The sequence below is a fragment of the Mesorhizobium monacense genome (assembly GCF_056781675.1).
Genome location: NZ_CM165567.1, coordinates 3,796,730 through 3,822,846 on the forward strand (window position 1 = coordinate 3,796,730; position 26,117 = coordinate 3,822,846).

The 26,117-nt window shown below is 62.9% G+C and carries 17 protein-coding genes, 1 tRNA gene and 1 pseudogene; 6 read left to right on the forward strand and 13 right to left on the reverse strand.

Going from position 1 to position 26,117, the window contains the following annotated elements; all coding sequences use genetic code 11:
• Window positions 1-9 precede the first annotated feature (9 nt).
• Both AC1RUK_RS18610 and AC1RUK_RS18615 read right to left on the reverse strand, forming a co-directional pair.
• The gene (locus AC1RUK_RS18610) at window positions 10-2,247 is read right to left on the reverse strand and encodes an AGE family epimerase/isomerase (protein WP_481834453.1); all 2,238 of its coding nucleotides are present in this window, start codon (window positions 2,245-2,247) and stop codon (window positions 10-12) included.
• 44 nt (window positions 2,248-2,291) lie between these two features.
• The gene (locus AC1RUK_RS18615; RefSeq protein ID WP_481834452.1) at window positions 2,292-3,191 is read right to left on the reverse strand and encodes a LysR family transcriptional regulator; all 900 of its coding nucleotides are present in this window, start codon (window positions 3,189-3,191) and stop codon (window positions 2,292-2,294) included.
• A gap of 100 nt (window positions 3,192-3,291) precedes the next feature.
• Between AC1RUK_RS18615 and AC1RUK_RS18620 the strand changes: the two genes are divergently transcribed.
• Together AC1RUK_RS18620 and AC1RUK_RS18625 are read left to right on the forward strand one after the other, a co-directional pair.
• A complete protein-coding gene (locus AC1RUK_RS18620) occupies window positions 3,292-4,179 on the forward strand; it encodes an NmrA/HSCARG family protein (RefSeq protein ID WP_481834451.1) in 888 nt (295 codons plus the stop codon).
• Between the two features lie 215 nt (window positions 4,180-4,394).
• Window positions 4,395-4,471 (forward strand) — tRNA-Pro (locus AC1RUK_RS18625).
• 266 nt (window positions 4,472-4,737) lie between these two features.
• Here AC1RUK_RS18625 and AC1RUK_RS18630 read toward each other — a convergent pair.
• Entirely contained in the window at window positions 4,738-6,774 is a 2,037-nt protein-coding gene (locus AC1RUK_RS18630; protein ID WP_481834450.1) for an oxidoreductase, read from the reverse strand.
• Between the two features lie 148 nt (window positions 6,775-6,922).
• Here AC1RUK_RS18630 and AC1RUK_RS18635 point away from each other — a divergent pair, with 148 nt between their 5' ends.
• The 3 genes and pseudogenes from AC1RUK_RS18635 to AC1RUK_RS18645 all read left to right on the forward strand — a co-directional run bounded on the left by AC1RUK_RS18635 (window position 6,923) and on the right by AC1RUK_RS18645 (window position 9,366).
• The gene (locus tag AC1RUK_RS18635) at window positions 6,923-7,552 is read left to right on the forward strand and encodes a TetR/AcrR family transcriptional regulator (protein WP_481834449.1); all 630 of its coding nucleotides are present in this window, start codon (window positions 6,923-6,925) and stop codon (window positions 7,550-7,552) included.
• A 14-nt stretch (window positions 7,553-7,566) separates the two neighbouring features.
• Window positions 7,567-8,361 (forward strand): annotated as a pseudogene (locus AC1RUK_RS18640) (pyrroline-5-carboxylate reductase family protein).
• A gap of 663 nt (window positions 8,362-9,024) precedes the next feature.
• A complete protein-coding gene (locus AC1RUK_RS18645; RefSeq protein WP_481834448.1) occupies window positions 9,025-9,366 on the forward strand; it encodes a hypothetical protein in 342 nt (113 codons plus the stop codon).
• Window positions 9,367-9,392: 26 nt separating this feature from the next.
• Here the strand turns inward: AC1RUK_RS18645 and AC1RUK_RS18650 are convergent, their stop codons facing one another.
• From AC1RUK_RS18650 to AC1RUK_RS18665, 4 genes are all read right to left on the reverse strand, one after another.
• On the reverse strand, window positions 9,393-11,012 hold the full coding sequence (locus AC1RUK_RS18650) for an ABC transporter ATP-binding protein (RefSeq protein ID WP_481834447.1): 1,620 nt from the start codon (window positions 11,010-11,012) through the stop codon (window positions 9,393-9,395).
• A gap of 1 nt (window position 11,013) precedes the next feature.
• Window positions 11,014-12,132, reverse strand: coding sequence for an ABC transporter permease (locus AC1RUK_RS18655; RefSeq protein WP_481834446.1), 1,119 nt, complete (start codon window positions 12,130-12,132; stop codon window positions 11,014-11,016).
• Entirely contained in the window at window positions 12,125-13,048 is a 924-nt protein-coding gene (locus AC1RUK_RS18660; protein ID WP_436171631.1) for an ABC transporter permease subunit, read from the reverse strand. Before AC1RUK_RS18660 ends, AC1RUK_RS18655 begins: the two co-directional genes overlap by 8 nt.
• Before the next feature lie 180 nt (window positions 13,049-13,228).
• The gene (locus AC1RUK_RS18665) at window positions 13,229-14,821 is read right to left on the reverse strand and encodes a peptide ABC transporter substrate-binding protein (RefSeq protein WP_481834445.1); all 1,593 of its coding nucleotides are present in this window, start codon (window positions 14,819-14,821) and stop codon (window positions 13,229-13,231) included.
• A 313-nt stretch (window positions 14,822-15,134) separates the two neighbouring features.
• Here AC1RUK_RS18665 and AC1RUK_RS18670 point away from each other — a divergent pair, with 313 nt between their 5' ends.
• Window positions 15,135-15,491: a hypothetical protein gene (locus tag AC1RUK_RS18670; protein ID WP_481834444.1), complete on the forward strand. Its 357-nt coding sequence runs from the start codon at window positions 15,135-15,137 to the stop codon at window positions 15,489-15,491.
• A 36-nt stretch (window positions 15,492-15,527) separates the two neighbouring features.
• Here the strand turns inward: AC1RUK_RS18670 and bglA are convergent, their stop codons facing one another.
• The 6 genes from bglA to glgB all read right to left on the reverse strand — a co-directional run bounded on the left by bglA (window position 15,528) and on the right by glgB (window position 26,063).
• Complete coding sequence (gene bglA / locus AC1RUK_RS18675) at window positions 15,528-17,150, reverse strand: beta-galactosidase BglA (protein ID WP_481834443.1); 1,623 nt, start codon at window positions 17,148-17,150, stop codon at window positions 15,528-15,530.
• Window positions 17,151-19,163 (reverse strand): glycogen debranching protein GlgX, encoded by a 2,013-nt coding sequence (gene glgX, locus AC1RUK_RS18680; protein WP_481834442.1) that lies wholly within the window; start codon window positions 19,161-19,163, stop codon window positions 17,151-17,153.
• Between the two features lie 286 nt (window positions 19,164-19,449).
• Window positions 19,450-21,078, reverse strand: coding sequence for an alpha-D-glucose phosphate-specific phosphoglucomutase (locus AC1RUK_RS18685; RefSeq protein ID WP_481834441.1), 1,629 nt, complete (start codon window positions 21,076-21,078; stop codon window positions 19,450-19,452).
• Window positions 21,079-21,081: 3 nt separating this feature from the next.
• The gene (gene glgA / locus AC1RUK_RS18690; protein ID WP_481834440.1) at window positions 21,082-22,527 is read right to left on the reverse strand and encodes a glycogen synthase GlgA; all 1,446 of its coding nucleotides are present in this window, start codon (window positions 22,525-22,527) and stop codon (window positions 21,082-21,084) included.
• A 21-nt stretch (window positions 22,528-22,548) separates the two neighbouring features.
• Window positions 22,549-23,814, reverse strand: coding sequence for a glucose-1-phosphate adenylyltransferase (gene glgC, locus AC1RUK_RS18695; RefSeq protein ID WP_481834439.1), 1,266 nt, complete (start codon window positions 23,812-23,814; stop codon window positions 22,549-22,551).
• Window positions 23,815-23,849: 35 nt separating this feature from the next.
• Window positions 23,850-26,063 carry a 1,4-alpha-glucan branching protein GlgB gene (gene glgB, locus AC1RUK_RS18700; RefSeq protein ID WP_481834438.1) on the reverse strand — a complete coding sequence of 738 codons (2,214 nt, stop codon included), beginning with the start codon at window positions 26,061-26,063 and terminating at the stop codon, window positions 23,850-23,852.
• Between the last annotated feature and the right edge of the window lie 54 nt (window positions 26,064-26,117).

The following is a 26,117-nucleotide window of genomic DNA, read 5'->3' on the forward strand; positions in this document are numbered from 1 at the left end:
TTCAGCGCTTCAGCCTTTGTCAGCCGTCCCATCCAGATACTGCGTCAGCGCGCAGACGAGGTGATAAAAGATGCTGGCGGGCACGTCTGATGCCAGCGAGCGGCCGCGCTCGTCGATGCGGTCGATCCAGAGACCCAGCGGCGCCGGATCGACGTGCCAGCGGAACAGGCGGCCGACGCGCGCCTCGATCTCGGGCTTGAGGTCAGGGCCGCCTGTGCCATCCAGCGCGATCGCCGCCTTGACCGCCTCGGCCTGCGGCCAGCTGCGCGACACAAGGTCGAGTGGCAGGCCCTGTCTGGAGACGGCGCCATAGGAGAGGCCGGTGGCGCGGTTGAGGCCGTTGGCGATCGCCGAAGCATATAGTTTTCGGGCAAAGCCGCTGAGCTCGGTCTGGCCGCTGCGGGCCGCGAAATCAACGAGCAGCGAGGCCCATTCGAAATGATGGCCAGGCTCGGTCCAGGCGCCCTTCTCGCCGGCCACCGGCTTCCAGCCGGCGTCGAAATATTCGCCCAGCGTCCAGCTTTCCGGGTCGAAGAAATGGCTGCGAAAGAGGTCGATAATGCGCGCCGCGCGGCGCAGATAGGCGCGCTCGCCGGTCGCCTGATGCCAGGCCAGGAAGGCTTCGAGCAGATGCATATGCGGGTTGGAGCGCCGCTCGCCCGCGCCGTCCGACGTTTCGAGGAAGCCGGTCATGCGGCTGTCCTCGAGGTGGGCGTCGAGAAAGGCGAAAGTCTCCTCGCCGAGCCGCAGCGCATCGGGATGGCCTGATATATGGGCGTGCGCCAGCGCCAGCAGCACGCAGGAATGGTCATAGGCGTCCTCGGCCGGATCGGCGACCGAGCCGTCGATGTTGAGCGTGCGCACCCAGCCGCCCCTGGTGGTGCGGCCATTGCTGGCCATGAAATCGATACCATGCGCGATCAGCTGGTCGGCCGGGCCGGTCCAGCCGCGCTCCTTGGCGACCGCAAAGGCATAGACCTGGCGGGCTTGCGTGCGCATGCGCTTGGGCTTCAGCAGCGGCGCGGCGTCGAAGCCCAGCGCCTCGTGAAAACCGCCATGGCGTTCATCGACGCCCGATGTCGACCACAGCGGCAAGGTCTCGTCGAACAGCCAGTGATGGACGCGTTGCCGCCAGGCGCCGCTTTCGATGACGCGGTCCTGCGCCGGCGTGAACCTTGTTTCAAGCCGGCCTGATTTTTCCAGCTGCTCGACGATCTTCTTGACATGCTGGCTGTGGCTGACCGGGGCAACGAAAGTGGCGTCGGCGGTCGAGACTATGGCGACATCCTTCATGCCGATGGCCGACAACAGCCGGCCTTCGCCGCGGATATAGGAATTCTCGCAATCGATGGCGACGACGTCGCCGACGATGACATTGCCCTGCTTGTCGGAGGGGCCGACATCGAGCAGCGACTGCCATGAGCCGAGATCGTTCCAGCGGAAGCCGGCCGGCACCATGGCGATGTCGCTCGCCCGTTCCATGACAGCGTAGTCGATCGACGTCGATGGGATGGCGGAATAGAGCTCCAGCGGCATGTAGAGGCCGGAGAGATCGCTGGTCGCCGCGTCAAAGGCCGCCTCGGTGGCCTGCCAGATATCAGGCGCGAAAGCCGCAAAGGCATCGCGCATGGCGCCGGCGCGAAACAGGAAGATGCCGGTGTTCCAGTAGAAGGTACCGGCCTCGACATAGCCTTGCGCGGTGGCGAGGTCGGGCTTTTCGACGAAGCGCGAGACATCGAATACACCGGCCCTGTCGGCGGCGACCGCAATATAGCCGTAGCCGGTCTCGGGTTGGCTCGGCTTGATGCCGAACACCACCAGCCGGCCGGCACCTGCCGCCTCGGCGCCGGCCTCGACGCTCTGCCAGAACTGCCGCGCCGTCGAGATCTCGTGGTCGGACGGCACCACCAGCACCAGGCTGTCGCCGAACTCCGACAGTGTGCGCAACGTGGCCAGCGCGACGGCGGCGGCGGTGTTGCGGCCAGCCGGCTCGAACAGCGGGCCGCCGCCGGCGAGATCGAGGCCGGCAAGATCGGCATGGACACGTTCGGCATGGCGCTCGGCGGCGATCAAGAAGATCGGTGTCTCACCATCCGGCCTTGCCGTCAGCCGGCGCAAGGTCTTGGCCAGCATCGAGCCGTCGCCGGAGAGGTCGTGGAACTGCTTGGGGTTGTCCTCGCGCGACAGCGGCCAGAGCCGCGACCCGACGCCGCCGCTCATGACAAAACTGACGATCCGCTCGCTCATTCAGGCCTCGCTCGGGAATTGGCCGGTTTGGGTAGCATACATGCCTAGGCGGTGTTTACCCGATTCGAAATCCGTTCGGCTGCCAGCTCGATGAAAGCCTTGACCAGCGGCGAAAGGTGGCGGCTGCTCGGATAGAGGACGTGGAGGCCACCGGCCGGCGTCGTGTGCTCCCCAAGAACGTGCTGCAACCGCCCCTCATTAATCAGCCCCTCGGCTATCGCCTGCGGCAATTGGGCGATGCCGAAGCCCGCAAGCGTCGCCGTGACGACCGCCTGCATCTCGTTGGCGGCGAAGCGTCCGGCCACCGCGACCGTCTCCTGGCCGCGCGGCCCGTCCAGCACCCAGTGCGCGCCGGCGGCCGAGGAGCCGGCGATGACGCAGTGATGGTGAGCGAGATCCGCGGATTCTTCCGGCACCCCGTGGCGCGCGAGATAATCCGGGCTGGCGCAGAGCAGCCTGTGCGTGGAGCCGAGCTTGCGGGCGATCAGCGTCGAATCCTGGAGGACGCCGGTGCGGAAAGCGATATCTATGCCGTCCTCGACCAGATTGAGCCTGTCGTCAGTCAGGCGGAGCTCGACCTTGGTCTTCGGGTACATCGTCAGGAAGTCGACCACGGCGCCAGTGAGGAAATAGTCGCCGAAGCCGACAGGCGCCGAAATGCGGATCGTGCCCGATGGTTCCGCCCTCGCTTCCGCGAGGTGCAGATTTGCTTCCTCGATCGTCCGCAGCGCCTGGCTGCTCTGTTCGTAATAGAGACGTCCGGCATCCGTCAGGTTGAGGCTGCGTGTCGTGCGCTGCAGCAGGCGCACCCCGACCTCGCGCTCAAGCGCGGCGATGCGTCGGCTGACCGTCGTCTTGGGCATGGCGAGCAGACGCGCGGCAGCGGTGAAGCTGCCGGCTTCGACGACGCGAGCGAACACGGCGATATCGTTGAGATCGAGCATTGTATCCAAATATGGGACAAAGTTTTCCAACTATAGGCAATTATGCATCAATGCGACAGACCCTAATTTTGCTCCAGCGAAACAAGAAGGAGCAGACAAGATGACCAGCAAACGAAGCATTTTGGTGACCGGCGCCACAGGCCAGCAAGGCGGCGCGGTTGCGCGTGCCCTGCTGTCGAAAGGACATCGCGTCAAAGCACTGACACGCAGGCCGGACTGCGATGCCGCGAGGCAGCTGGCGTCGGTGGGCGCCGATGTCGTGGCCGGCAATCTCGCCGACACAGCGTCCGTCGTGAGGGCTGCAAGTGACGTCGACACCATGTTTCTGATGGGCAACAGCTATGAGGCCGGCATGGCGGAGGAGACGCGCCAGGGGATTCTTGCCGCCGATGCAGCGAAGGCTGCCGGCATTGGACATCTGATCTATTCATCGGTTGCCGACGCCGACAAGAAAACCGGCATCCCGCATTTCGAAAGCAAATATCTCGTTGAGCAGCATATCCAGCAGCTCGGCATCCCCTACACGATCAGCGCGCCAGTCGCCTTCATGGAGAACGTCGTCGCGCCATGGTCGATCGGCGCGCTCAGCCAGGGCACGCATGCCTTCGCGATGCCCCCGAAGCGCGTCCTCCAGTTGGTCACGCTGTTGGACATCGGCGCCTTTGTCGCCGCTCTGGTCGAGCGTCGCGAACAGGTGCTCGGTAGGCGCATCGATTTTGCCGGAGACGAGTTGTCCGGCGAGGATCAGGCGAAGATCCTGTCTCAGACCATCGGCCGTCCGATCAGTTATCAGGAAATCCCGCTCGCCGCAGCCCGCCAGCAGAGCGAGGATGCAGCGTCGATGTTCGAATGGTTCGACCGCGTCGGTTACGACGTCGACATCGCCGCCTTGCGCACGGAATTCCCGGAGGTCCGCTGGCACGGTTTTGCCGACTGGGCACGCGAATTCGACTGGAGCGCTCTTGGGCGGACGTCTTCCGCTGCCTGAATTGCCGTAAACATCATGAGCCCATGAAAATCGGGAAGCGGACCTCAGCGGTTTCCATCGCTACTGGTCCGCTTCCCCATCTCGCCCTGTTTGTCGGACCGACAAATCTCGTCCATCCTGGCGTCTGCGGCGAAAGCGGACGAAATGCGACAGAAGCGCTGCCATTGCCGCTTGCAGGAACGAAGTACGGCGGCTATAAGCCCGCGGTCTGGTCACGGAGTGTAGCGCAGCCTGGTAGCGCACCTCGTTCGGGACGAGGGGGTCGCAGGTTCAAATCCTGCCACTCCGACCAGAAAAAACAATGGGTTAGCGACATTACATGTCCGCTACCCCACAGATATCCCCACAGAAACAGATGCGAATCTGGGCCGCTCGGTGCAGCCGGCGGACACGCTAGACGCCTTCGATATCCCTTCCCCTTGATCTGCGCGACCGCAGGTCGTGAGAGAACCGGTCGAACGCCACGAACGCGGTGTCTACAAAATATTGCAGCGCGTCACTTCTGATCATGGCCGAATCCTTGCTACGAAGAGTGCACGCTGTCGTCCGCCCCGCCAATCAGATATCTTTCGCCAGACGAAGTGCGTCGTAGATCGCGGCGTGGGTGTTGCGCGCTGAAACAGCGTCGCCGATGCGGAAGAGCTGGAATTGGCCCTGCGCATTGCGCACCACCGACTGCGGTTGTCCGGTGATGAGCTCATCGTGCGAAATCTCGCCGTGATTGGTCGATTTCGGTTTCAGTTCGAAATAGATGTCGTCGAGCGGAACGGTGCCGTGATTGACGACAACCTGATCCACATTGCGCTGTTTGGATATGCCGCCGTAGTCACTGCCAACGTGCGCAATGAGCTGGTTGCCGTTCTTTTCAACAGACTCGAGCCGATAGGTAACCGTGAAAATCACGTCGAGTTTTTGAAGAGACCTCATGTAGGGCACGAGGTTCATCGCCATGACCTCGGGTGAGAAGGACCGGTCCGGTGTCATGATTTCAACCTTCGCTCCGGCGCCCGCGAGGAATTCCGCGGCCTGGAGTGCCGCGTGGTCACCCGCATCGTCGAAGATGAGGACATTGCTTCCCGGCTTCACGTCTCCGGAGATGATGTCCCATGAAGACACCACGAACTCGTTGCCCTTGGAAAGGACGTCGGTGTGGGCCACCCCACCCGTGGCGATGATGACGACGTCCGGGTTTTCAGCCTCGATGGTGTCGGCTTCCGCCCAGGTATTGAACTTGATGGTCACTCCGTGTTTTTCGCACTGGGCCATGCGCCAATCGATGATGCTCATCATCTCCTTACGGCGTGGGCTCTGCGCCGTCAGGCGGATCTGCCCTCCCGGATCGCTGGCGGCCTCGAACACCACGACTTCGTGTCCGCGCTCGCCCGCCACGCGGGCGGCCTCGAGGCCAGCCGGACCTGCGCCGACGATGACAATCTTCTTGCGGGTGTCGGCCTTGGCGACAATGTGCGGCATGGTCAGTTCGCGGCCGGTCGCGGCGTTGTGAATGCAGTATGCCGCCCCACCCTGATAGATACGGTCAAGGCAATAATTGGCACCCACGCAGGGCCTGATTTCGTCTTCGCGCTTTTCGATGATCTTCCGCACGATGTGCGGGTCGGTCATGTGCGCGCGCGTCATGCCGATCATGTCGACCTTACCCGACGCAATCGCGTGGCGCGCAGTCGCCACATCCGGTATTTTCGCCGCATGGAATGTTGGGAAGTTGGTCGCGGCACGAATCTCGCCGGCAAAATCAAGGTGCGGCGCATTCGCCATTCCCTGAATCGGAATGACGTCCGTCAGGCCCGCATCGGTGTCGATGTGGCCACGGATCACGTTGAGGTAATCGACAAGTCCGCTTTCCTTGAGGCGCTTGGAGATTTCAAGGCCCTCCGACTTGCCAGTGCCGCCGGGAAGAGCCTCATCCGCGGTATATCGCACGCCCAGAATGAAGTCCTCGCCGACCCGTGACCGGATCGCCTTCAAGACATCCATGCAGAAGCGCATGCGGTTATCAAGCGAACCGCCATAGGGACCGTCAAGTTCGTTCGTGAGTGGAGACGTAAACTGATCGAGCAAGTGCCCGTAAGCCTCAAGCTCGACGCCATCCATTCCCCCCGCCTTCATCCGCTCGGCGGCATCTGCGAAGTCCTTGATGATGCGCTCGATATCCCAGTCTTCAATTTTCTTGGGAAACGCGCGGTGTGAGGCTTCACGATGATGGGACGGCGCCACGACGGGAAGCCAGTCGCCTTTGTCCCAGCGTGTACGCCGTCCAAGATGGGTTAGCTGGATCATGATGGCGGCGCCCTCTTCGTGCACCGCATCTGTCATCTGCCTGATCCACGGCACGATCTCGTCCTTGTAGGCGAGCAGGTTGTTGAAGACCGGGGGACTGTCCTTCGAGACGGCCGCGGACCCAGCTGTCATCGTCATCGCCACACCGCCCTTGGCCCTTTCCACCGTGTAAGCGAGATAGCGCTGCTTCGGCATCCCGTCCTCCGGATAGGCTGGCTCGTGGGACGTCACGATGATGCGGTTGCGCAGGGTCAAATGCTTGAGTTTGTACGGCTGCAAAAGGGGATCGTTCGACATCAGACGGACTCCGGGCTGGGACGGCAAGCGCGAATGCTATTCGAAAATGTACATGCATGTCAAGTTTGAGTTCTCAGACGTCAACTGAATAGACATACATGTACATTTCGCTGGTTTTCACTTTGACATTTTGTTAGGCTGGTCGCTCATGGAGCAAATTTCGAACGATAGCGGATGGCGCGGATCGCCGGAGGGGTGGCTTGAAGCCGCCTACGACTTGCTCCTGGAATCAGGCGTCGACACGGTGAGAATTTCGCCACTGGCCAAGAAGCTGGGCCTGTCGCGCACCAGCTTCTATTGGTTCTTCAAGGATAGAGAAGAACTGTTGGCTGCCCTCGTGACGCGTTGGCGCGACAAGAACACCGGCAACCTCGTCAAGCAGGCCGAGGCATATGCGGAGACGGTCGCCGAAGCGATGCTGAACGTTTTCGACTGCTGGCTTGACAAGACGTTGTTCGATTCCCAATTCGAGTTCGCGGTCAGAAGCTGGGCGCTGCAATCTCCTGACATTCTGGCTGAGGTCCAAAAAGCCGACCAGACGCGTCTCGACGCAATGAGCCAGATGTTCATGCGCTTTGGCTACGAAGAAGGCTCCGCCGATGTTCGAGCGCGCACCATCTACCTCGTGCAGATCGGCTACATTTCAATGCAGACCAAGGAAGATCTCGCGGCTCGCATGAAACGCATTCCGGGGTACGTGGAGATTTTTACAGGCGAGGCCCCGCAGCAGCGCGAGTTGGATCGGTTCTTCGCCAGACACGGCTATTCGGCGGGTTGAGGAAGGTTTCGACAATGGGCGAACCCTTAAGCATCGGAATAATCGGCGGAGGTGGGTGGCTTGGCCGCGCCTTCGCCGAGGCCATCATCGATGCGCAAATAGTGTCCCCTGAGCAACTCACTCTCTCTCATAGAAGCGAGTAACCCGGCTTTCTGCCAAGCGCTACATGGACCAGGGACAATCAGAAACTGGTGGATCGCTCCGATGTCATCATCGTATCGGTCCGCCCCCAGGATTGGCCTGCTGTCGAGATTTCTGCGTACGGCAAGCTCGTGATGTCGGTCATGGCCGGAATCCCAATCGACCAATTGGCTGTACGTCTCAAGACCGACCGTGTCGTCCGCACGCTTCCGAATGCAGCGGCAGAGGTGCGGTATTCCTATACTCCCTGGATAGGCTCTCAAGGGGTCACCGCGGATGACCGCGATGTCGTTCGCCGGATACTGGAGGCCTGTGGCGCTGCCGATGAGGTCAAAAGCGAAGCAGATATCGACTATCTGACTGGCCTCACTGGATCCGGCCCGGCGTTTCCCGCGCTTTTGGCGGCGGCGATGATGGACGACGCCGTCGGCCGAGGAATGAGCTCGGATATTGCCCGAAGGAGCGTTAGCGCGGTTCTGATTGGAGCGGGAAGACTCCTCGAAGCTCGCGCAGACAGTCCCAAAGACATTGTTCAGACCTTTCTCGACTACCGCGGCACCACCGCGGCAGCCATGGAGGCCATGCGCGCAGCTGGGTTTGAAGCAGCCGTGCGAGACGGCCTCGCAGCAGCGCTTCAGAAATCGGTGACTATGGGACAAGCCTTCTGACTGGCCAAGAACGCTGGACGTTGGCGGCCATGTGGCATCCGTCAGAGATTGGCTTGTCAAGCAGAGTTCACTGTAAGCCAGAGTTTCGCCCCGCACCACAAATGGCACGACAATCGGCATCACGGCTACCTGCCCTTGTGCCTCCTTCGCGCCAAAACCGAACCGTGACTCCCAGCGCGAAAAAGTCGCCAGCCAGGTGACTTTATTTCGTGCTCCCCCATCGGTTGAGTTCCTATACAGTTTGGTCGAGTTGCAACCGCACACTCTTCGCGAAAGACAAGGATATCGCCCTAAGCGATCCTTCCTGGGTCGGGCTTCGCTTTGCGTGTGATAACTTCATCTATTCCCTTACCGACGATCACCGGGCGTCGATGCTCGGCCATCCTCGACCGCCAAGTGTGGCGTCAAGTAGCGCGAACTGACGACACAGGGACGCGACAAACGAACGACCAGCCAAGCTAATGAGGCTCAAGTGCCCGCGATGGACGCCACCGGAGAGTTAGGCGTCAATTGGTCGGGGGTCCCTTCCGCCAGCGCTCGTAGCGAGCTGGATCGTGGCCAGTCGCGATGATGCTCGACAGCAAGGCCTCACTTTGACCTAATGGCGCCCTGCCCTAGTTCCACGGGTGGCATGGAGTCGGGAATGGCGAGACCGGACAAGACATGAAGCTGACGTCGACGGTCGCCTTGCCATTCACCCTGGCCGCAATGCTCCTTCTTGCTACGGGCTGCTCATCGACGAGCAGATCGCTCGACCCGGCGAAATACGACAAGATGACGTGCACCGAGCTCAACAGCGCGCTCGGCGACACCGCCAGCGACATCTCGCAGACCGCAATCACCCGCGGCAAGGTTGCCAACACCAGCGTCCCACGCTGGCTGCTGGGCGGCTCGACCGTCAAGACCGCGGTCGCCAATCGCGAGACGGCCAGGATCGAACGGCTTCAGCAACGGCAACAGGCTATCGTCGCAGCAAGGAAGCGCAGCTGCCCATCCTCGCAATGAGTCGCATGCCGTCGGACGACGGTCCCTCACGCGCTCAATCTAAAGCGCGTGACATCGATCGCCGCGTTCATCAGCGTCTGCGTGTAGGCGGCCTGCGGGTTGCTGAATATCTCTTCGGTCGGCCCTTCCTCGACGATCTTGCCCTGTTTCATGACGATGATGTAGTCGGCCATGGCGCGCACGACGGCGAGATCGTGGCTGATGAACAGATAGGAAAGTCCGTGGTCGGCCTGCAGCTTGCGCAGCAGTTCGACGATTTGCTTCTGAACGGAACGATCGAGCGCCGAGGTCGGCTCGTCCAGCACCACCAGCTTCGGCTTCAGGATCATGGCGCGGGCTATGGCGATGCGCTGACGCTGGCCGCCGGAGAATTCATGCGGATAGCGGTTGCGCGAATTGGGGTCGAGCCCGACCTCAAGCAACGCCTCGACAGCGCGCTGGTCGCGCTGCTTGCCCGAAAGGTTCGGCTCATGCACCAGGAGCCCTTCGGTGATGACCTGGCCGACGGTCATGCGTGGTGACAGCGAGCCGAACGGATCCTGGAAGACGAGCTGCATCTCGCGCCTGAGCGGCCGCATCGCCTGCCTGTCGGCGGTAGAAATGTCGCGGTCGCCGAAGCGGATCAGGCCGTCGCTGGGCAAAAGCCTGAGCAGCGCGCGGCCGAGCGTCGATTTTCCGGAGCCGGATTCGCCGACGATGCCGATCGTCTGGTTGCGCTGCAGCCGGATCGAGATGCGGTCGACGGCGCGCAGCATCAGCGGCTCGCCGGACAGAAAGCCGCCGCCGATCCTGAACACCACTTCGACATTCCTGCCTTCGAGCAGCACCGGGGCGTTGGCCGGCGGCGGCGCCTTGGAACCGGTCGGCTCGGCGGCGAGCAGCATCTTGGTGTACGCGTGCTGCGGGCTGGCGAAGAGCGCTTCGGCGTCGCCCTCCTCCACCACTTCGCCCTGGCGCATGACGTAGACGCGGTCGGCGAAGCGTCTGACGATGCCGAGATCGTGGGTGATGAAGACGATGGCCATGCCGAGCTTGCGCTGCAGTTCGGCAAGTAGCATCAGGATCTGCGCCTGGATGGTCACGTCGAGCGCCGTCGTCGGCTCGTCGGCGATCAGAATGTCGGGATCGTTGGCCAAAGCCATGGCGATCATGACGCGCTGGCGCTGGCCGCCCGACATTTCGTGCGGATAGGATTTCATCCGCCGCTCGGGATCGGGAATATGCACCAGCCGCAGCAGCTTGAGGGCCTCCTCGCGCGCTTCGGCGGCATTCAGCCCGCGATGCCGGCGGATCGGCTCGATCAGCTGGTTGCCGATCGAATAGAGCGGATCGAGCGAGGTCATGGGCTCCTGGAAGATCATGCTGATCTTGCGGCCGCGGACCTGATTGAGCTCGGACTTGCTCAGCGTCAGAAGGTTGCGGCCGCGGTAGTCGACACTGCCGGTGGCTTCGCCGTTGGAAGCCAGCAGGCTCATCGCCGCCATCATCGTCTGGCTCTTGCCGGAACCGGATTCGCCGACCACGGCAACGGTCTCACCGGCCTTGACGTTGATGTTGATGCCCTTGACCGCCTCGACCGCGCCATCGAGCGTGCGGAAGCGGACGCGCAGGTCCTTGACACTGAGAATCGTTTCGGAAGCAGCCATGTCAGCGATCCCTGGGGTCGAGCGCATCGCGCAGGCCGTCGCCGACGAAGTTCAGCGCGAACAGCGTCGAGACAAGGAAGAAGGCCGGGAATAAAAGCAGCCAGTTGGCGCTGCCAATGTTCTTGGCGCCGACCGAAATCAGCACACCCCAGCTGGTCATCGGTTCCTGCACGCCGAGGCCGAGGAAGGACAGGAAGCTTTCCAGGATGATGACCTGCGGCACCAGCAGCGTCATGTAGATGACCACCGGGCCGAGCAGATTGGGGATGACATGGCGCAAAAGGATACCGCGCTGGCCGACGCCCATGGCTTCGGCCGCCTGGACATATTCCTGGCGGCGGATCGAGAGCGCCTGGCCGCGCACGATGCGCGCCATGTCGAGCCAAAGCACGGCCCCGACCGCCAGGAACATCAGCACGAAGTTCCTGCCGAAGAACACCACCAGCATGATGACGAAGAAGATGAAGGGCAGCGAATAGAGCACGTCGACGATGCGCATCATCACCTCGTCGACCTTGCCGCCGGCAAAGCCGGCAGCGGCGCCGTAGAGCACACCGATCGCCACCGCCACGACGCCGGCAAGCAGCCCGATGGCCAGCGATATGCGTCCGGCCATCAGCGTGCGCGACAACAGATCTCGGCCGGTGTTGTCGGTGCCGAACAGGAAATATTGCTGCTTGATCGAGGCGCTCATCGTCGCTTGGAGGCCGTCGGGCGATTTGTTCTCGATCCTGGTGTCGTCAAAGGCGTCCGAGCGATCGAGATAGCGGATGTTGCGGTCGTCGATCGGCTTGCTCGAGGTGACGGTGACGAAGACCTGGTTGCCTTCTTGGCGCCACTCCTTGATGTCGACGCGCATGCGCTTGATCGCCTCATCCAGCGCCGTCTCGATCATATCGGCCTTGGGATAGGCCGAAAGGCTTGGTGGCATGCGCACATAGTCGGCATAGATGGTGGTGTATTGATGCGGCACGAACCAGGGGCCGAACACGCTGATAATCGTGATGAAGGCAAGGTAATAGAGGCTGAACATGGCGGCACGGTTGGCCTTGAGGCGCGCCCATGCATCGCCCCACAGGGAGCGGCCGACGACCGGCACGATGGCAGCGATGTCAGTCATAGCGCACCCTCGGATCGACGACCGCGTACATGACGTCGACAATCAGGTTGAAGACGATGGTGAAGAGAGCGATCACCACCACGGTTCCCATCACCAGCGTGTAGTCGCGGTTGAGCGCTGCATCGACGAAATAGCGGCCGACGCCAGGAATGGCGAAAATCGTCTCGACGATGACCGAGCCGGTGAGAAGTGCTGCCGCCGCCGGGCCGGTGAAGGAGACGATCGGCAAGATGGCGCCGCGCAGCGCATGCTTGACGACCACCGACCAGTCGGAGAGGCCGAGCGCGCGTGCGGTGCGGATGTGATGCGACCGCAGCGATTCGATCATCGAACCGCGCATAAGGCGGGCGACGATGGCGATCTGCGGCAGAGCGAGCGTTAGCACCGGACCGACCTTGTTGAGGAGCGCGCCATCGCCCCAACCGCCGATCGGGAGCAGCTTCCAGGTCAATCCAAACAAAAGTTGGATGACCGGCGCAATGACGAAGGTCGGGATGGTGCTGCCGGCGGTCGCCAGCGCGATCACAGAATAGTCGGCAAGCTTGTTCTGGTTGAGCGCGGCAATTGTGCCGAGCAAGGACCCGAGCAGCAGCGCCAGGATCAGGGCGGAGGCGCCGATCTGAACCGAAATGGGCAGACCTTTGGCAAACAGTTCGGTGACGGTGAAGTCCGGCATGTTGTAGCTCGGGCCGAAATTGCCGTGCAGCAAATTGCCGAGATAGTGGACATATTGCAGCCAGAGCGGATCGCTCAAGCCGAACTGCGCTTCCAGATTGGCCTTGATCTCTGGGCTCAGGCCCCGCTCCTGATTAAACGGCCCTCCCGGCGCGACACGTATCAGGAAGAACGCCATGGTCACGATGACGAATAGCGTCGGGATGGCGGTCAGAAGCCGCCGGAATATGTAACGCAGCATCGGTGCCCCGCTTTGGCCAGAGCGACACGCGTCCATGCGGACGCATAATCATACTCCAGCGCCTTCAAATCTTCGCATCGCGCTTGCCGAAAATCGACCACGACTTTCGGACCGATGCGATGACCGACCGGACCGCCGCGCGCCCCGGGAGGAGCGCGGCGGTCCAGCCAAGGATGATTGTCAGTCCTTGGAGACGAAGCGGGACGGATGCACGTCCATCACATTGTCATCGAAGCCATGCAGCTTCGAGGAAACGATATCGTGGAAGCTGTAGTAGAGAAGCGGAATGTTGCCGACGTCATCGACAAGGATACGCTCGGCCTCAGTGAGGTCCTTCATGCGCTCTTCTGGCTTGCCGCCGGCAGCCGCGGCCTTGTCCATGGCCGCTTCATATGCCGGGCTGACGTAGCTCGAATAGTTGTTTCCGCTGGCCTTGCGTGTGATGCCGAGGAAGGTCTCGGGATCCTTGTAGTCGGCGATCCAGGCGGCACGTGCCACGTCGTAGTTGCCCTTCTGCTCAAGGAAGGAGTAGTGGGTCTTGGTGTCGGTGTTGACCATGGTGACTTCAATACCGAGCGGCTTCAACTGTTCCTGGATGGCGACCGCCGTGTTCTTGTGGTTTTCCGAGGTGTTGTAGCGGATCTCCATCTTCAACGGCTTCTCGGGCGTATAGCCGAGTTTCTCGAGCACCTTCTTGGCTGCGTCCTCGCGATCGATCTGCGACATGTCGGCGTATTTGGCCACTGCCGGCGTGTAGCCCGCGATGCCCGGAGGCACCATCGAATAGCCAGGCAGCATCGAGTTCTGCCAGACCTTCTCGGCGAGGAAGTCGCGGTCGATCGCCATCGAGATGGCGTTGCGCAGCTCGACATTGTCCCACGGCGCCTTGTCGGTCTTGATCGCGTAGTAGTAGGTGCCGAGATACGGTCCGACGCGGACCTGATCGCCGAACTTGGCCTTGAGGTCAGCAAGCTGTTCGGTCGGCAGGTCGCCGTAGCTGTCGAGTTCGCCGGCCTCGAAGCGCTTCATCGCCGATGAGCGGTCTTCGGTCGGGATATAGTTGACGACGTCGATCTTGACGGTCGCGGCGTCCCAGAATTTCGGATTCTTGACCAGCTTCATGTGGTCGTTGGGAATCCACTCGGCCAGTGTATAGGCGCCATTCGAAACGAGATTGCCCGCCTTGATCCAGTCGGCGCCGAGCTTTTCGATCGAGGCCTTGTTCACCGGATAGGTGGCCTGGTGGGTCAGCATCTCGAGGAAGTATGGCGTCGGCGCCTTCAGCGTCACTTCCAGTGTGTTGGCGTCGATCGCCTTGACGCCCATATCCTCGGGCTTGCCTTTCTTGGTGTTGACTTCCTCGGCGTTCTTCACGGGATAGAGCATGGAAGCGTATTCGGCGGCGGTCGCCGGATCCTCCAGCCGACGGAAGGAGTAGACGAAGTCCTCCGCCGTCACCGCGCTGCCATCCGACCACAAGCCGTCCTTGCGCAGCTTGAAGGTGTAGACGGTGCCGTCGTCGGATACGGTCCAGCTTTCGGCGGCGCCCGGAATGAGGTTCGTCTTCTGATCGTGCATGACCAGTCCCTGGAACAGGTCGCGTATGATATCGGCTTCGTAGACAGTCGAGGTCTTGTGCGGATCGACCGTCTCCGCTTCGGCGGCGCTGCCTCTGTTATAGACGGTCTCGGCGAAAGCCGGCGTGTAGAACATGCCGGCGGTCAAGGCCATGGTTGTGGCGAACACCGTCGCCTTCAGCATATTTTTCAGCATGAAGTTCTCCCTGTGGGCGCTGCCGTCGGCGCGCCTTTACGTGTTGACGCCCCGGAACCGATGTCTGGCCCCTTTGAGCGCGCTGCCGGTTCCCTGTCCGGCGGCTGGTGGCAGGAGACTAGACAGACGGAAATGCGATTTCAACCGAGTCTTGCTTGACGCAAAGTGAGCAACCTTCCGCTAAAACAGCGATGTCTAAAGTCTGGCGCCTTTCAACTTGGCACACCCAAAGGTTGCTCGGCCTGTTTTCTGTTTTTGCAGTCGGGATTTGGCATGCTGCAATTATGCTGCAGAACCCCAAAACCCGTACTTCATGGCCTCGTTTCCGGACAGACGCCGCGGGAACTTCGGCGATCGAATTCGCCATGCTGGCCCGATCTTCATCCTGCTTCTGCTCGGCATGGTTGCATACGGCATCTATTTGACGCAATCGCTGACCACGTCGCTGGTCAACAATCTGTCGCTGTCGGTCAAGGCGCTGGGCCTCGGCCTCGACATCACCGCCGTGCTCGGCACGGTGAAGCCGGCCGTGGTGACGGTGCTCAACGGCGTGACCGCGCCGGTCGACGACCTGGTCTACAACACCCTTGCCGCGCTCGGCGTGCATGTCGGCGAAGCCGATATCCGGGTCACCGGCGCTACCTGCGGACGCTCTGTTCTCGTTCAATAGGACGCCGGGCGATCAGCTTGCGCTGACGCCCAACGATCAGCCTGCCCTTCCGAGAAACCATCCGAGCGGCGGCAGCGACAGGCCCTCTTCCTGTAGACCGGCTCCATCCGGATCAATCGCCGCGACGGCATGCAATTCCTGCGGCAAAGGCCAGCTTGCAGGCTCGTCGGCGAAGTTGAAGACGCAAAGCAGCGTCTCGCCGCCGCCTTCACGGACAAAAGCAAGAACATCGCCTTCGGTATCGAGGAAGCGGATCGAGCCCGTGATCAGCGCCGGGTGCCGCTTGCGCAAGCCGAGCATCGCCCGGTAGGCGGCAAGCACCGACGCCTGCTCACCGTTCTGGATGCCAACGGCGCGGGCGCGATGACCGGCCGGCACGGGCAGCCAGGGCTTGCCTGAGGTGAAGCCGGCATTGTCGGCGCCCGCTTCCCAGACCATTGGCGTGCGGCAGCCGTCCCTGCCCTTGATGCCCGGCCAGAAGCGGATGCCGAACGGATCGCGCAAATCCTCGAAGGCGAGTTCCGCCTCCTCCAGCCCGAGTTCCTCGCCTTGGTAGAGGCAGATCGATCCGCGCAGGCAGGAGAGCAGCGCGATCGAGAATTTCGCGACTATTTCGGGGTCGCCGCCCGGGCGCGTCCAGCGGCTGACATGGCGCACCACGTCATGGTTGGAAAAGGCCCAGCAGACCCAGCCGTCGGCGACCGCGGTCTCGAACGCCTCGACGCAGCCACGTATATGCGCGGCGGAGAATTGCGGGCCGAGCAGGTCGAACGTGTAGCACATCTGCAGCTTGTCGCCGCCGGACGTGTAGGCGGCGAGCGTCTGTAGCGAACGGTCTTCGTCGCCGACTTCGCCGACCGCGGCGCGGCCTCCGTATTCGTCGAGCAACGCCCGAAAGCGACCGAGGAAAGTCAGGTTTTCCGGCTGCGTCTTGTCGAACAGATGCATTTGAAAGGCATAGGTGGTGGTGGCCTCATTGGTGCCGGCGACGCTTGCCGCCAAAGGCGGGTTGTCGCGCAGCCATTGGTCATGAAAATAGTAGTTGACCGTATCCAGCCTGAAGCCGTCGACGCCGCGCTCCAGCCAGAACCGCACCGTTTCCAGCAGCGCGTCCAGAACCTCGGGATTGTAGAAATTCAGGTCCGGCTGCGAGGCGAGGAAGTTGTGCATGTAGTACTGCCGGCGAGTGGCATCCCACTCCCAGGCCGGGCCGCCGAAGAGCGACAGCCAGTTGTTGGGCGCGCTGCCATCGGGCCTGGCGTCGGCCCAGACATACCAATTGGCCTTGGCATTGTCGCGGCTGGCGCGGCTTTCGACGAACCATTCATGCTTGTCGGACGAATGCGACAGCACCTGGTCGATGATGATCTTAAGTCCGAGCCGGTGCGCCTCGGCGATCAGCGCGTCGAAATCCTCGATCGTGCCGAACATCGGATCGACGTCCTGATAGTCGGATACGTCGTAGCCCATGTCGGCCATCGGCGACTTGAAGAAGGGCGACGCCCAGACGGCGTCGACGCCAAGCGACGCGACATGCTCCAAACGGTTGGTGATGCCACGCAGGTCGCCGCTGCCGTCGCCCGTCGTATCCTGGAAGGAGCGCGGGTAGATCTGGTAGATGACGCAGCCGCGCCACCATTCGGCATTTCCGTCAGCCATTTACGAGCCCTTCCTGGCGCTGGCCTTTCCGGCTCGGCGCTCAATCATGAAAATCACCGTCCGCCCCGGCACAGGCCGTGCGATGTCGGTGCCGCCGGCCGAGGCTTCGATCGCCGGAACCCAATGAAATCCCTCACGCCCGGGCAGCGTGAACATCGATTGGCGGCGGTCGCCATTGACGATGACGGCAAAGCGGCCATCGCGCGTGCCAGCCCCGCCAAGCAGCATGACCAGGCGATGCCGCCGCGGATCGTGCCAGTCCGCCTCGCTAAGCGGTGCTCCCGTCTCGGTCAGCCAGGCGACGTCGGGAAGGTCCGAGCCCGCCGGCGGCTCTCCGGTCAGAAAGACTGTGTCGGAAAGCACTGGTGCCGCGCGGCGCATTGCGGCGAGCCTGAATGCGTGGGCTTGTAGCGCCAGGTCGCGTCCGGCCCAGTCGAGCCAGGTGATCGCATTGTCCTGCGCATAGGCGTTGTTGTTGCCCTTTTGCGTGCGGCCGAATTCGTCGCCCGCCGTCAGCATGATCGTGCCGCGCGAGGCAAACAGCGTGGCGAGCAGCGCGCAGCGGTCGTCGAAACGAGCTTCGGCAATCGCGGCGTCCAACGTCTCGCCCTCGACGCCGTTGTTCCACGACAGGTTCTCGTTGTGGCCGTCGCGGTTCTGCTCGCCATTGGCCGCATTGTGCTTGCGCTCATAGGCGACGAGGTCGGCCAGCGTCATGCCGTCATGCGCGGCGATGAAGTTGACCGTGCGGTTCACCGGCTGATCTGCCTTGGCGAACACATCGGACGAGCCGGCGAGCCTTGTCGCCAGCGCGCCGACCATGCCGGCGTCGCCGCGCCAGAAGCGCCTGACACCGTCGCGGTATTTGTCGTTCCATTCGAGGAATGGTGGCGGAAAATTGCCGAGCTGATAGCCGTCCGGGCCGATGTCCCATGGCTCTGATATCAGCACCCTGTCGGCGAGAACGGGATCGTTCGCGATGGCCTTGAGCAGCGGCGCGGCCGGATCGAACACGCCGTCGACCCGGCCGAGAATGGGTGCGAGGTCGAAGCGGAAACCATCGACCCCGGCATGGCGGACGAAATGGCGGAGCGTGTCCAGCACCATATCCGCGACGATCGGGTGGTCGCAGGCGACCGTGTTGCCGGTGCCGGTGTCGTTTACCAGCCTGCCGTCCGGTTCATGCCGGTAATAGGCGCGGTTGTCGAGGCCGCGCAGCGACAGCGTTGGGCCGAGCCGGTCGCTTTCGCCGGTGTGGTTGAAGACGAGGTCGAGGATGGTGCCGATGCCGGCCTTGCGCAGTGCCGCGACCGTGTCGCGCAATTCGGCCAATCCACCCGGAGCCAGGCGCGGGTCGAGCGCCATGAAGGTGACGGGATTGTAGCCCCAGGCGTTTCGCAGCCCGAGCGGCGGCAAATGCCGCTCGTCGATCGACGCCGTCACCGGCATCAGTTCGACGGCGCCGACGCCGAGCTTCTTCAGGTGTTCGACAACAGCGGGATGGCCAAGTGCTCCGATCGCGCCGCGCTGGCTCTCGGGGATATCCGGATGCTGCATGGTGAAGGCGCGCACCGGCACTTCGTAGATGAGGCCGCCGGGCCGAAACAGCGGCGGCAAGGCAGGCAGCGGCTTCGGCAAGGTTTTGGCCATAGCCTTCGGCATCAACGATGCGGTGTCGACGCCTTCGTTGCGCCGCGCGGCGAGCCGCCAATGGTGCGCATAGGGCCGGTCGATCTCGATAGCGTAGGGGTCGACGAGCAACTTCTCCGGATCAAACCACAAGCCGCGCTCGGGCGCATAATCGCCATCGGCGCGAAAGCCATAGCGCGTGCCGGCGCCAAGGCCGGCGACGAAAAGCGCGTGAACGCCCTCGCCTTCCGGCTGGAGCTCGAGCCTGTCGATCTCGTGCGTGCCGGCAACGTCGAAGATCGAGACCCAGAGGCGTCTCGCCGATGACGACCAGGCGGCGAAGCGAATGCCCTCGCGGCTGACGGTAGCGCCGAGCTGGCTCACGCGCACTCACAGGGGCAGATCGTAGACAATTTGAGGCGTTGGCAGGTTGGCTCCCCCTTCTCCCCTTGTGGGGTCCGAAGGACGGGGCGAGACCAGCGGCTCGCCCCCGGGCGGTGTCGCCGAAGGCGACGGATGAGGGGGGCTCCAGCTTGGCACCTACGGCGATCCGGCCAACACCCTTCATCCGTCTCGGCGCTACGCGCCGATCCACCCCCTGGGCGAGTCACTGGCCTCGCCCGTCCTCCGGACCCTACAAGGGGAGAAGGAAAGGCGCGCCGCGTCAGCCTCACGTAATCACGCTCGGCTTGTTGCGGCCCGTGTGGTTCTTGATCCCGGCAATGTCGTCAGCCGCCGCGATCAGGTCGGCAAGCGCCTCCTGGGTGTCGAGATCGTGCCGGTTCTTGTCCGGCTCGTAGCGCTCGATATAGACGCGCAGCGTGGCTCCCGAGGTGCCGGTGCCGGAGAGGCGGAAGACGACGCGCGAGCCGCCTTCGAACAGCACCCGGATGCCCTGGTTCTTGCTGACCGAACCGTCGACCGGATCGTGATAGGCAAAGTCGTCGGCGCTGGCGATTGTCATGCCACGCACGCTGGTGCCGGGCAGCGAGCCGAGCTTGGCGCGCAACTCGTCGACCAGGGCGTTGGCGCGATCCGTCTCGACCTCTTCATAGTCGTGGCGCGAATAGTAGTTTCGGCCGTAGGTCGCCCAATGCTCGGTGACGATCTGCTTTGCGCTCTCGCCGCGCACCGCCAGGATGTTCAGCCACAACAGCACCGCCCACAGGCCGTCCTTCTCGCGCACATGGTTGGAGCCGGTGCCGGCGCTTTCCTCGCCGCAGATCGTCGCCATATCGGCGTCAAGCAGATTGCCGAAGAACTTCCAGCCGGTCGGCGTCTCATAGATGCCGATGCCGAGCTTTTCGGCGACACGGTCGGCGGCACCGCTGGTCGGCATCGAGCGGGCGATGCCCTTGAGGCCTTCCTTGTAGCCCGGCGCCAGATGCGCGTTGGCGGCCAACATCGCCACCGAATCCGACGGGGTGACGAAGATGCCCTTGCCGATGATCAGATTGCGGTCGCCGTCACCGTCGGAGGCAGCGCCGAAGTCGGGCGCATCCGGTCCCATCATCTCATCGTAGAGATGCTTGGCATGGACCAGATTCGGATCGGGGTGATGGCCACCGAAATCCGGCAGCGGCTTGAAGTTGCGGCAGGTGCCGTTGGGCGCGCCAAGCCGCCGTTCGAGGATCTCCTTGGCATAGGGCCCGGTGACCGCATGCATGGCGTCGAAGCGCATGCGGAAGCCGTATTTGAAATTGGCGCGGATGGCGTCGAAATCGAACAGGCTTTCCATCAATTCGGCATAGTCGGTGACCGGATCGATGATCTCGACGGCCATGCCGTCCGCCTTGACCGTACCGATCCTGTCGATGTCGATCGGCCCGATATCGGCGATCTTGAAGCTCGCGATCGTCTTGGTCTTTTCGAAGATCAGGTCGGTCAGCTTTTCCGGCGCCGGGCCGCCATTGCCGGCATTGTACTTGATGCCGAAATCCTCGTGCGGGCCGCCGGGATTGTGGCTTGCAGACAGGATGATGCCGCCGAAGGTCTTGTATTTGCGGATGACGTGCGAAGCGGCCGGCGTCGACAATATGCCGCCCTGCCCGACCATCACCTTGCCGAAACCGTTGGCGGCGGCCATGGCGATGGCCTTCTGGATGACCTCGCGGTTGTAGAAGCGGCCGTCGCCGCCGATCACCAGCGTTTTGCCCTCAAATCCCTCCAGCGCGTCGAAGATCGACTGGATGAAGTTCTCGGCATAATGCTCCTGCTGGAACACCGGTACCTTCTTGCGCAGGCCGGAGGTGCCGGGCTTCTGGTCGAGATAAGGTTTGGTGGCGACGGTTCTGATCATGCCTCAGGCAGCCCTTTTCGATAGCAGCAAGCGATAGAGTTCGACGTATTTTTCAGCGCTCTTGTCCCACGAGACATCGGCTTTCATGCCCTGGCGCTGGATCGATTGCCAGGTAGCGGCGCTGGCATGCGCGTCGACCAGCCGGCGGATGGCGTGGAGCAGCGCGCCGGCATTGTTCGGCGCGAACTGGAAACCGGTCGCCACGCCGGCCGAAATCGCCGCTTCATTGGCGTCGATGATGGTGTCGGCAAGGCCGCCGGTGCGGGCGACGATGGGCACGCAGCCATAGCGCAGGCCGTAGAGCTGGGTCAGCCCGCAAGGCTCGAAGCGCGACGGGATGATGATCGCGTCGCAGCCGCCCTGCATGGTGTGGGAGAGCCCCTCGTCATAGCCGACGACGACGCCAATACGGCCGCGATGGCGGGCGGCGGCGGCGAGCAGCGCGCCTTCGAGGCCGGCATCGCCCGAGCCCAGGATCGCCAGCCGCGCACCGGCCGCGACGACGCCGTCGACGACCGCGGCGAGTATGTCCATGCCCTTCTGCCAGGTCAGCCGGCTGACGACGCAGACGATCGGGCTGTCGTCGCGCTCGAGGCCAAAGCGGTCCTCGACAGCCGTCCGGTTGGCGCGCCGCGCCTCGAGCGTCGCTGCCGAATAATTTGCCACCAGATGCTTGTCGGTTTCCGGATTCCAGATCTCGACATCGATGCCGTTGACGATGCCGTAGAGATCGGTCGAGCGCATGTTGATCAGGCCGTCGAGGCCCATGCCGAATTCGGCCGAGCGGATCTCCTGCGCATAGGTCGGGCTCACCGTGGTGATCGCCCAGGCCGCCTGCAGGCCGGCCTTCAAAAAGCCGACGCCGCCATAATACTCGACGCCGTCGAGGGCCATCGCCACCGCCGGCAGGCCGAGCTCGCCGAAGATGCCGGCGCCGAACTGACCCTGGAAAGCAAGATTGTGCACGGTGATCAGCGACGGGATGCCGACCGCCTTGCCGTAGCGCATATAGGCCAGCGTCATCGCCGACTGCCAGTCATGCGCATGCACGATATCCGGCTGGTAGCCGGAGATGGCGCCGCCGGCGATGTCGCCGCCGGCCTGGCTCAAGGCAGCGAAGCGCCGCCAATTGTCCGGCCAGTCAGCGCCAGTCGCATTGCCGTACGGGCCGCCGGGCCGGTCGAACAGATGCGGCGCGTCGAGCACGAACAGGTCGAGCCCGGCGATCTGGACGGCATGGACGGCGGCCTTGCCGCCCTGCAGCAGCGGGTATTGATAGACGGCCTTCTTTTTCTTGAAGGCGCCCATGACGACGGGATAACCGGGAATGAGCGTGCGCATGGCGACGCCCTTGCCGGCGAGCGCGATAGGCAGCGCGCCGGTCACGTCGGCAAGCCCGCCGGTCTTGATCAGCGGAAAGATCTCGGGCGTGACCGACAGAACCTGCATGCGCCTACAATCCAATCCTGCCTATAGCTTCAGCTTGTCGATCATGTCCTGCGTGACCAGGCAGATGCCTTTCTCCGAGACGCGGAAACGCTTGGCGTCGAGCACGGGATCTTCGCCGACCACCAGCCCTTCCGGTATCCTTACGCCGTGATCGATGACCACGCGCTTCAACTTTGCGTTCCGGCCGACATGAACGTCGGGCAGCATGACGACTTCTTCCAGCGTCGAATAGGAATTGATGCGGGCGCCGGTGAAGATCAGGCTGCGCTTCAGCGAAGCGCCCGAGACGATGCAATCGCCCGACACCAGCGAGGACACGGCCGAACCGCGCCGGCCATCCTCGTCGTGCACGAACTTTGCCGGCGGCTTCAATTCGGCATAGGTCCAGATCGGCCAGTCGCGGTCGTAGAGGTCGAGTTCCGGCGTGATGTCGGTGAGGTCGATATTGGCTTCCCAATAGGCGTCGACGGTTCCGACATCGCGCCAATAGGCCTCGTTCTCGGCGGTCGAACGCACGCAGGATTTGGCGAAGCGGTGGGCGATCGCCTTACCGTTCTGGACGATGTAGGGGATGATGTCCTTGCCGAAGTCGCGGCTCGAGCCCGCCTCGGCGGCGTCGCGACGCAATTGCTCCATCAGGAACTTGGTCTTGAAGACATAGATGCCCATCGAGGCCAGCGCGAACTCTGGCTTGTCGGGAATGCCGGGCGGATCGGCCGGCTTTTCGACGAAGGCTATGATGTTGTCCTTGGCGTCGACATGCATGACGCCAAAGCCGGTCGCTTCCATGCGCGGCACTTCGAGGCAGCCGACCGTGACGTCGGCATTGGCGTCGACGTGCTGGCGCAGCATCAGCTCATAGTCCATCTTGTAGATGTGGTCGCCGGCGAGGATCACCATGTATTCGGGCCCGTGGGCCTCGATGATGTCGATGTTCTGGTAGACGGCGTCCGCCGTGCCTTCATACCACTGCGTTTCCGAGACACGCTGGCTGGCCGGCAGGATGTCGAAGCTTTCGTTTCGCTCGGGGCGCAGGAAGTTCCAGCCGCGCTGCAGGTGGCGGATCAGCGAATGCGCCTTGTACTGGGTGGCGACGCCGAGGCGGCGAATGCCTGAGTTGAGAGCATTGGAGAGCGCGAAATCGATGATGCGCGTCTTGCCGCCGAAATAGACCGCGGGCTTGGCGCGCCGGTCGGTCAATTCCTTGAGGCGGCTGCCGCGCCCGCCGGCCAGCACATAGGCCATGGCGTCGCGCGCCAGCGGCTGGGTCCGTTTCGTCTCTGCCATTTTTTACCCTCCCAAGTCACTCAGTCTGAAACATCTCAGTCCGGAACAAATTCGAGCATGGTCGTCGACAGCGGCGGCAAAAGCATCGTCGCCGATATGCCTCCTCCTTCCGCCCGAGCCTCGACCTCGCCGCCATTGCCCTGGCCCGAACCGCCATAGTCCGAAGCATCGGTGTTGATGATTTCACGCCATTTGCCGGCCTGCGGCAATGGCACGCGGTAATTGTCGCGCGGTACCGGCGTGAAGTTCGAAATGATGGCGATCGGGTTGCCATCGGGCGCGCTGCGCAGCCAGGCAAACACCGAGTTGGCACTGTCGTCGACGATCAGCCACGAGAACCCCTCCGGCTCGCAGTCGCGCGCATGCAGCGCCGGACGCGAACGGTAGAGGTAGTTGAGGTCGCGCACCGTCTGCCAGACGCCGCGGTGCAGCCTGAAATCGAGCAGGTTCCAGTCGAGCGCGCGCGCCTCGCTCCACTCGCGGCGCTGGGCGAATTCCTGGCCCATGAACAGCAGCTTCTTGCCGGGATAGCCCCACATGAAGGCGTAGTAGGCGCGCAGCGTCGCGAATTTCTGCCAGTCGTCGCCGGCCATCTTGCCGAGCAGCGTGCCCTTGCCGTGCACGACCTCGTCATGGGAGAGCGGCAGCACGAAATTCTCGGAGAAGGCGTAGACCAGGCCGAAGGTGATGTCGTTGTGGTGATGTTTGCGGAAGATCGGCTCCTTGGAGAAATACTCCAGCGTGTCGTGCATGAAGCCCATGTTCCACTTGAAGCCGAAGCCCAGGCCGCCCTCATGCACCGGCTGCGATACCTTCGGCCATGAGGTCGATTCCTCGGCAATGGTCATCACGCCGGGATGGTGGCCGTAGAGCTCCTTGTTCATCTTCTGCAGGAAGCTGACCGCTTCGAGGTTTTCGCGCCCGCCCTTCTCATTGGGGATCCACTCGCCGGCCTTGCGCGAGTAGTCGAGGTAGAGCATCGAGGCCACCGCATCGACGCGCAAACCGTCGACATGATATTTCTCGGCCCAGAACAGCGCGTTGTTGACGAGGAACGACACCACCTCGCGGCGGCCGAAATTGTAGATCGCCGTGTTCCAGTCGGGATGAAAACCCTTGCGCGGGTCGGCATGCTCGTAGAGCGCGGTGCCGTCGAAATCGGCCAGGCCATGCGCGTCGACAGGGAAATGCGCCGGTACCCAGTCGAGGATGACACCAATGCCGGCACGATGGGCGCCATCGACGAAACGGGCAAAACCATCCGGATCGCCGAAGCGGGCCGACGGCGCGTAGAGGCCGGTGGTCTGGTAACCCCAGGACGGATCATAGGGATGTTCGGAGATCGGCAGAAATTCGATATGGGTGAAACCGGTTTCGGCGACATAAGGGATCAGCCGGTCGGCGAGTTCATCCCATGACAGGAAGGTGCCGTCGTCGCGCAACTGCCACGAGCCGGCATGGACTTCGTAGATCGATATCGCTTCGCGCCGGGGATCGGCGTTGCGCCAGAAATTGCGGTGTGCCTCGTCGCCCCATTCATGCGCCGGCGGCACCGCCGTCACCGAAGCGGTGGCCGGGCGCAGCTCGGACTTGAAGGCGAACGGATCGGCCTTGAGCGGCAGGCGCACGCCATCGGGCGCGATGATCTCGTATTTGTAGGGCCGGCCAGCACCGATGTCGGGAATGAACAGTTCCCAGATGCCGGTGTCGCGGCGGTCGCGCATCGTATGCCGGCGACCGTCCCATTCATTGAAGTCGCCGACCACCGAGACGCGCCGCGCATTTGGCGCCCAAACGGCGAAGTGCACGCCGGTGGCGCCCTCATGGTCGATGAGATGAGCGCCGAGTTTGTCGAACAGCCTGAGATGCGATCCCTGGGCGATGTAGTAGTCGTCCAGCGGGCCGAGCACGGGACCGAAGGAATAGGGATCGGTCAGCCACCAGTCGCCGCCGGCATTCCTGGCATGGTAGCGCAGCGGCTGGCGCTTCTTGAGCGACAGCTTGCCCTCGAAGAAACCGCCATCGTCGCGCCGGGACAGTTCGCCGGCGTTCTTGCCGGTCAGCGTGTAGGCGGTGACGAGCTCGGCATGCGGCACGAAACAGCGGGCGACAAAGCCCTTGCCTGCCTCATGCACGCCGAGAACGGCAAACGGGTCGCCATGCGTGCCGGCGACAATCGCCGCGACATCGCTGGCTGGCGCCAGTCCGTCCGGCCCGCTTGTCGCAGCGGTCACGCGCGGTTTCCTCATCAGGCTGTGTCCCTCCCAGGGAGCTGGACCACATTGTTCGTGGTCTCATGCAAT

Coding starts and splice junctions, on each gene's coding strand:
- AC1RUK_RS18610 (WP_481834453.1), bottom strand. CDS start 2,247: ATGAGCGAGCGGATCGTCAGTTTTGTCATGAGCGGCGGCGTCGGGTCG.
- AC1RUK_RS18650 (WP_481834447.1), bottom strand. CDS start 11,012: ATGGCTGCTTCCGAAACGATTCTCAGTGTCAAGGACCTGCGCGTCCGC.
- AC1RUK_RS18685 (WP_481834441.1), bottom strand. CDS start 21,078: ATGATCAGAACCGTCGCCACCAAACCTTATCTCGACCAGAAGCCCGGC.
- AC1RUK_RS18615 (WP_481834452.1), bottom strand. CDS start 3,191: ATGCTCGATCTCAACGATATCGCCGTGTTCGCTCGCGTCGTCGAAGCC.
- AC1RUK_RS18670 (WP_481834444.1), top strand. CDS start 15,135: ATGGCCTCGTTTCCGGACAGACGCCGCGGGAACTTCGGCGATCGAATT.
- AC1RUK_RS18630 (WP_481834450.1), bottom strand. CDS start 6,774: ATGTCGAACGATCCCCTTTTGCAGCCGTACAAACTCAAGCATTTGACC.
- AC1RUK_RS18620 (WP_481834451.1), top strand. CDS start 3,292: ATGACCAGCAAACGAAGCATTTTGGTGACCGGCGCCACAGGCCAGCAA.
- AC1RUK_RS18645 (WP_481834448.1), top strand. CDS start 9,025: ATGAAGCTGACGTCGACGGTCGCCTTGCCATTCACCCTGGCCGCAATG.
- AC1RUK_RS18660 (WP_436171631.1), bottom strand. CDS start 13,048: ATGCTGCGTTACATATTCCGGCGGCTTCTGACCGCCATCCCGACGCTA.
- glgB (WP_481834438.1), bottom strand. CDS start 26,063: ATGAGGAAACCGCGCGTGACCGCTGCGACAAGCGGGCCGGACGGACTG.
- AC1RUK_RS18665 (WP_481834445.1), bottom strand. CDS start 14,821: ATGCTGAAAAATATGCTGAAGGCGACGGTGTTCGCCACAACCATGGCC.
- AC1RUK_RS18635 (WP_481834449.1), top strand. CDS start 6,923: ATGGAGCAAATTTCGAACGATAGCGGATGGCGCGGATCGCCGGAGGGG.
- glgC (WP_481834439.1), bottom strand. CDS start 23,814: ATGGCAGAGACGAAACGGACCCAGCCGCTGGCGCGCGACGCCATGGCC.
- bglA (WP_481834443.1), bottom strand. CDS start 17,150: ATGGCTGACGGAAATGCCGAATGGTGGCGCGGCTGCGTCATCTACCAG.
- AC1RUK_RS18655 (WP_481834446.1), bottom strand. CDS start 12,132: ATGACTGACATCGCTGCCATCGTGCCGGTCGTCGGCCGCTCCCTGTGG.
- glgA (WP_481834440.1), bottom strand. CDS start 22,527: ATGCAGGTTCTGTCGGTCACGCCCGAGATCTTTCCGCTGATCAAGACC.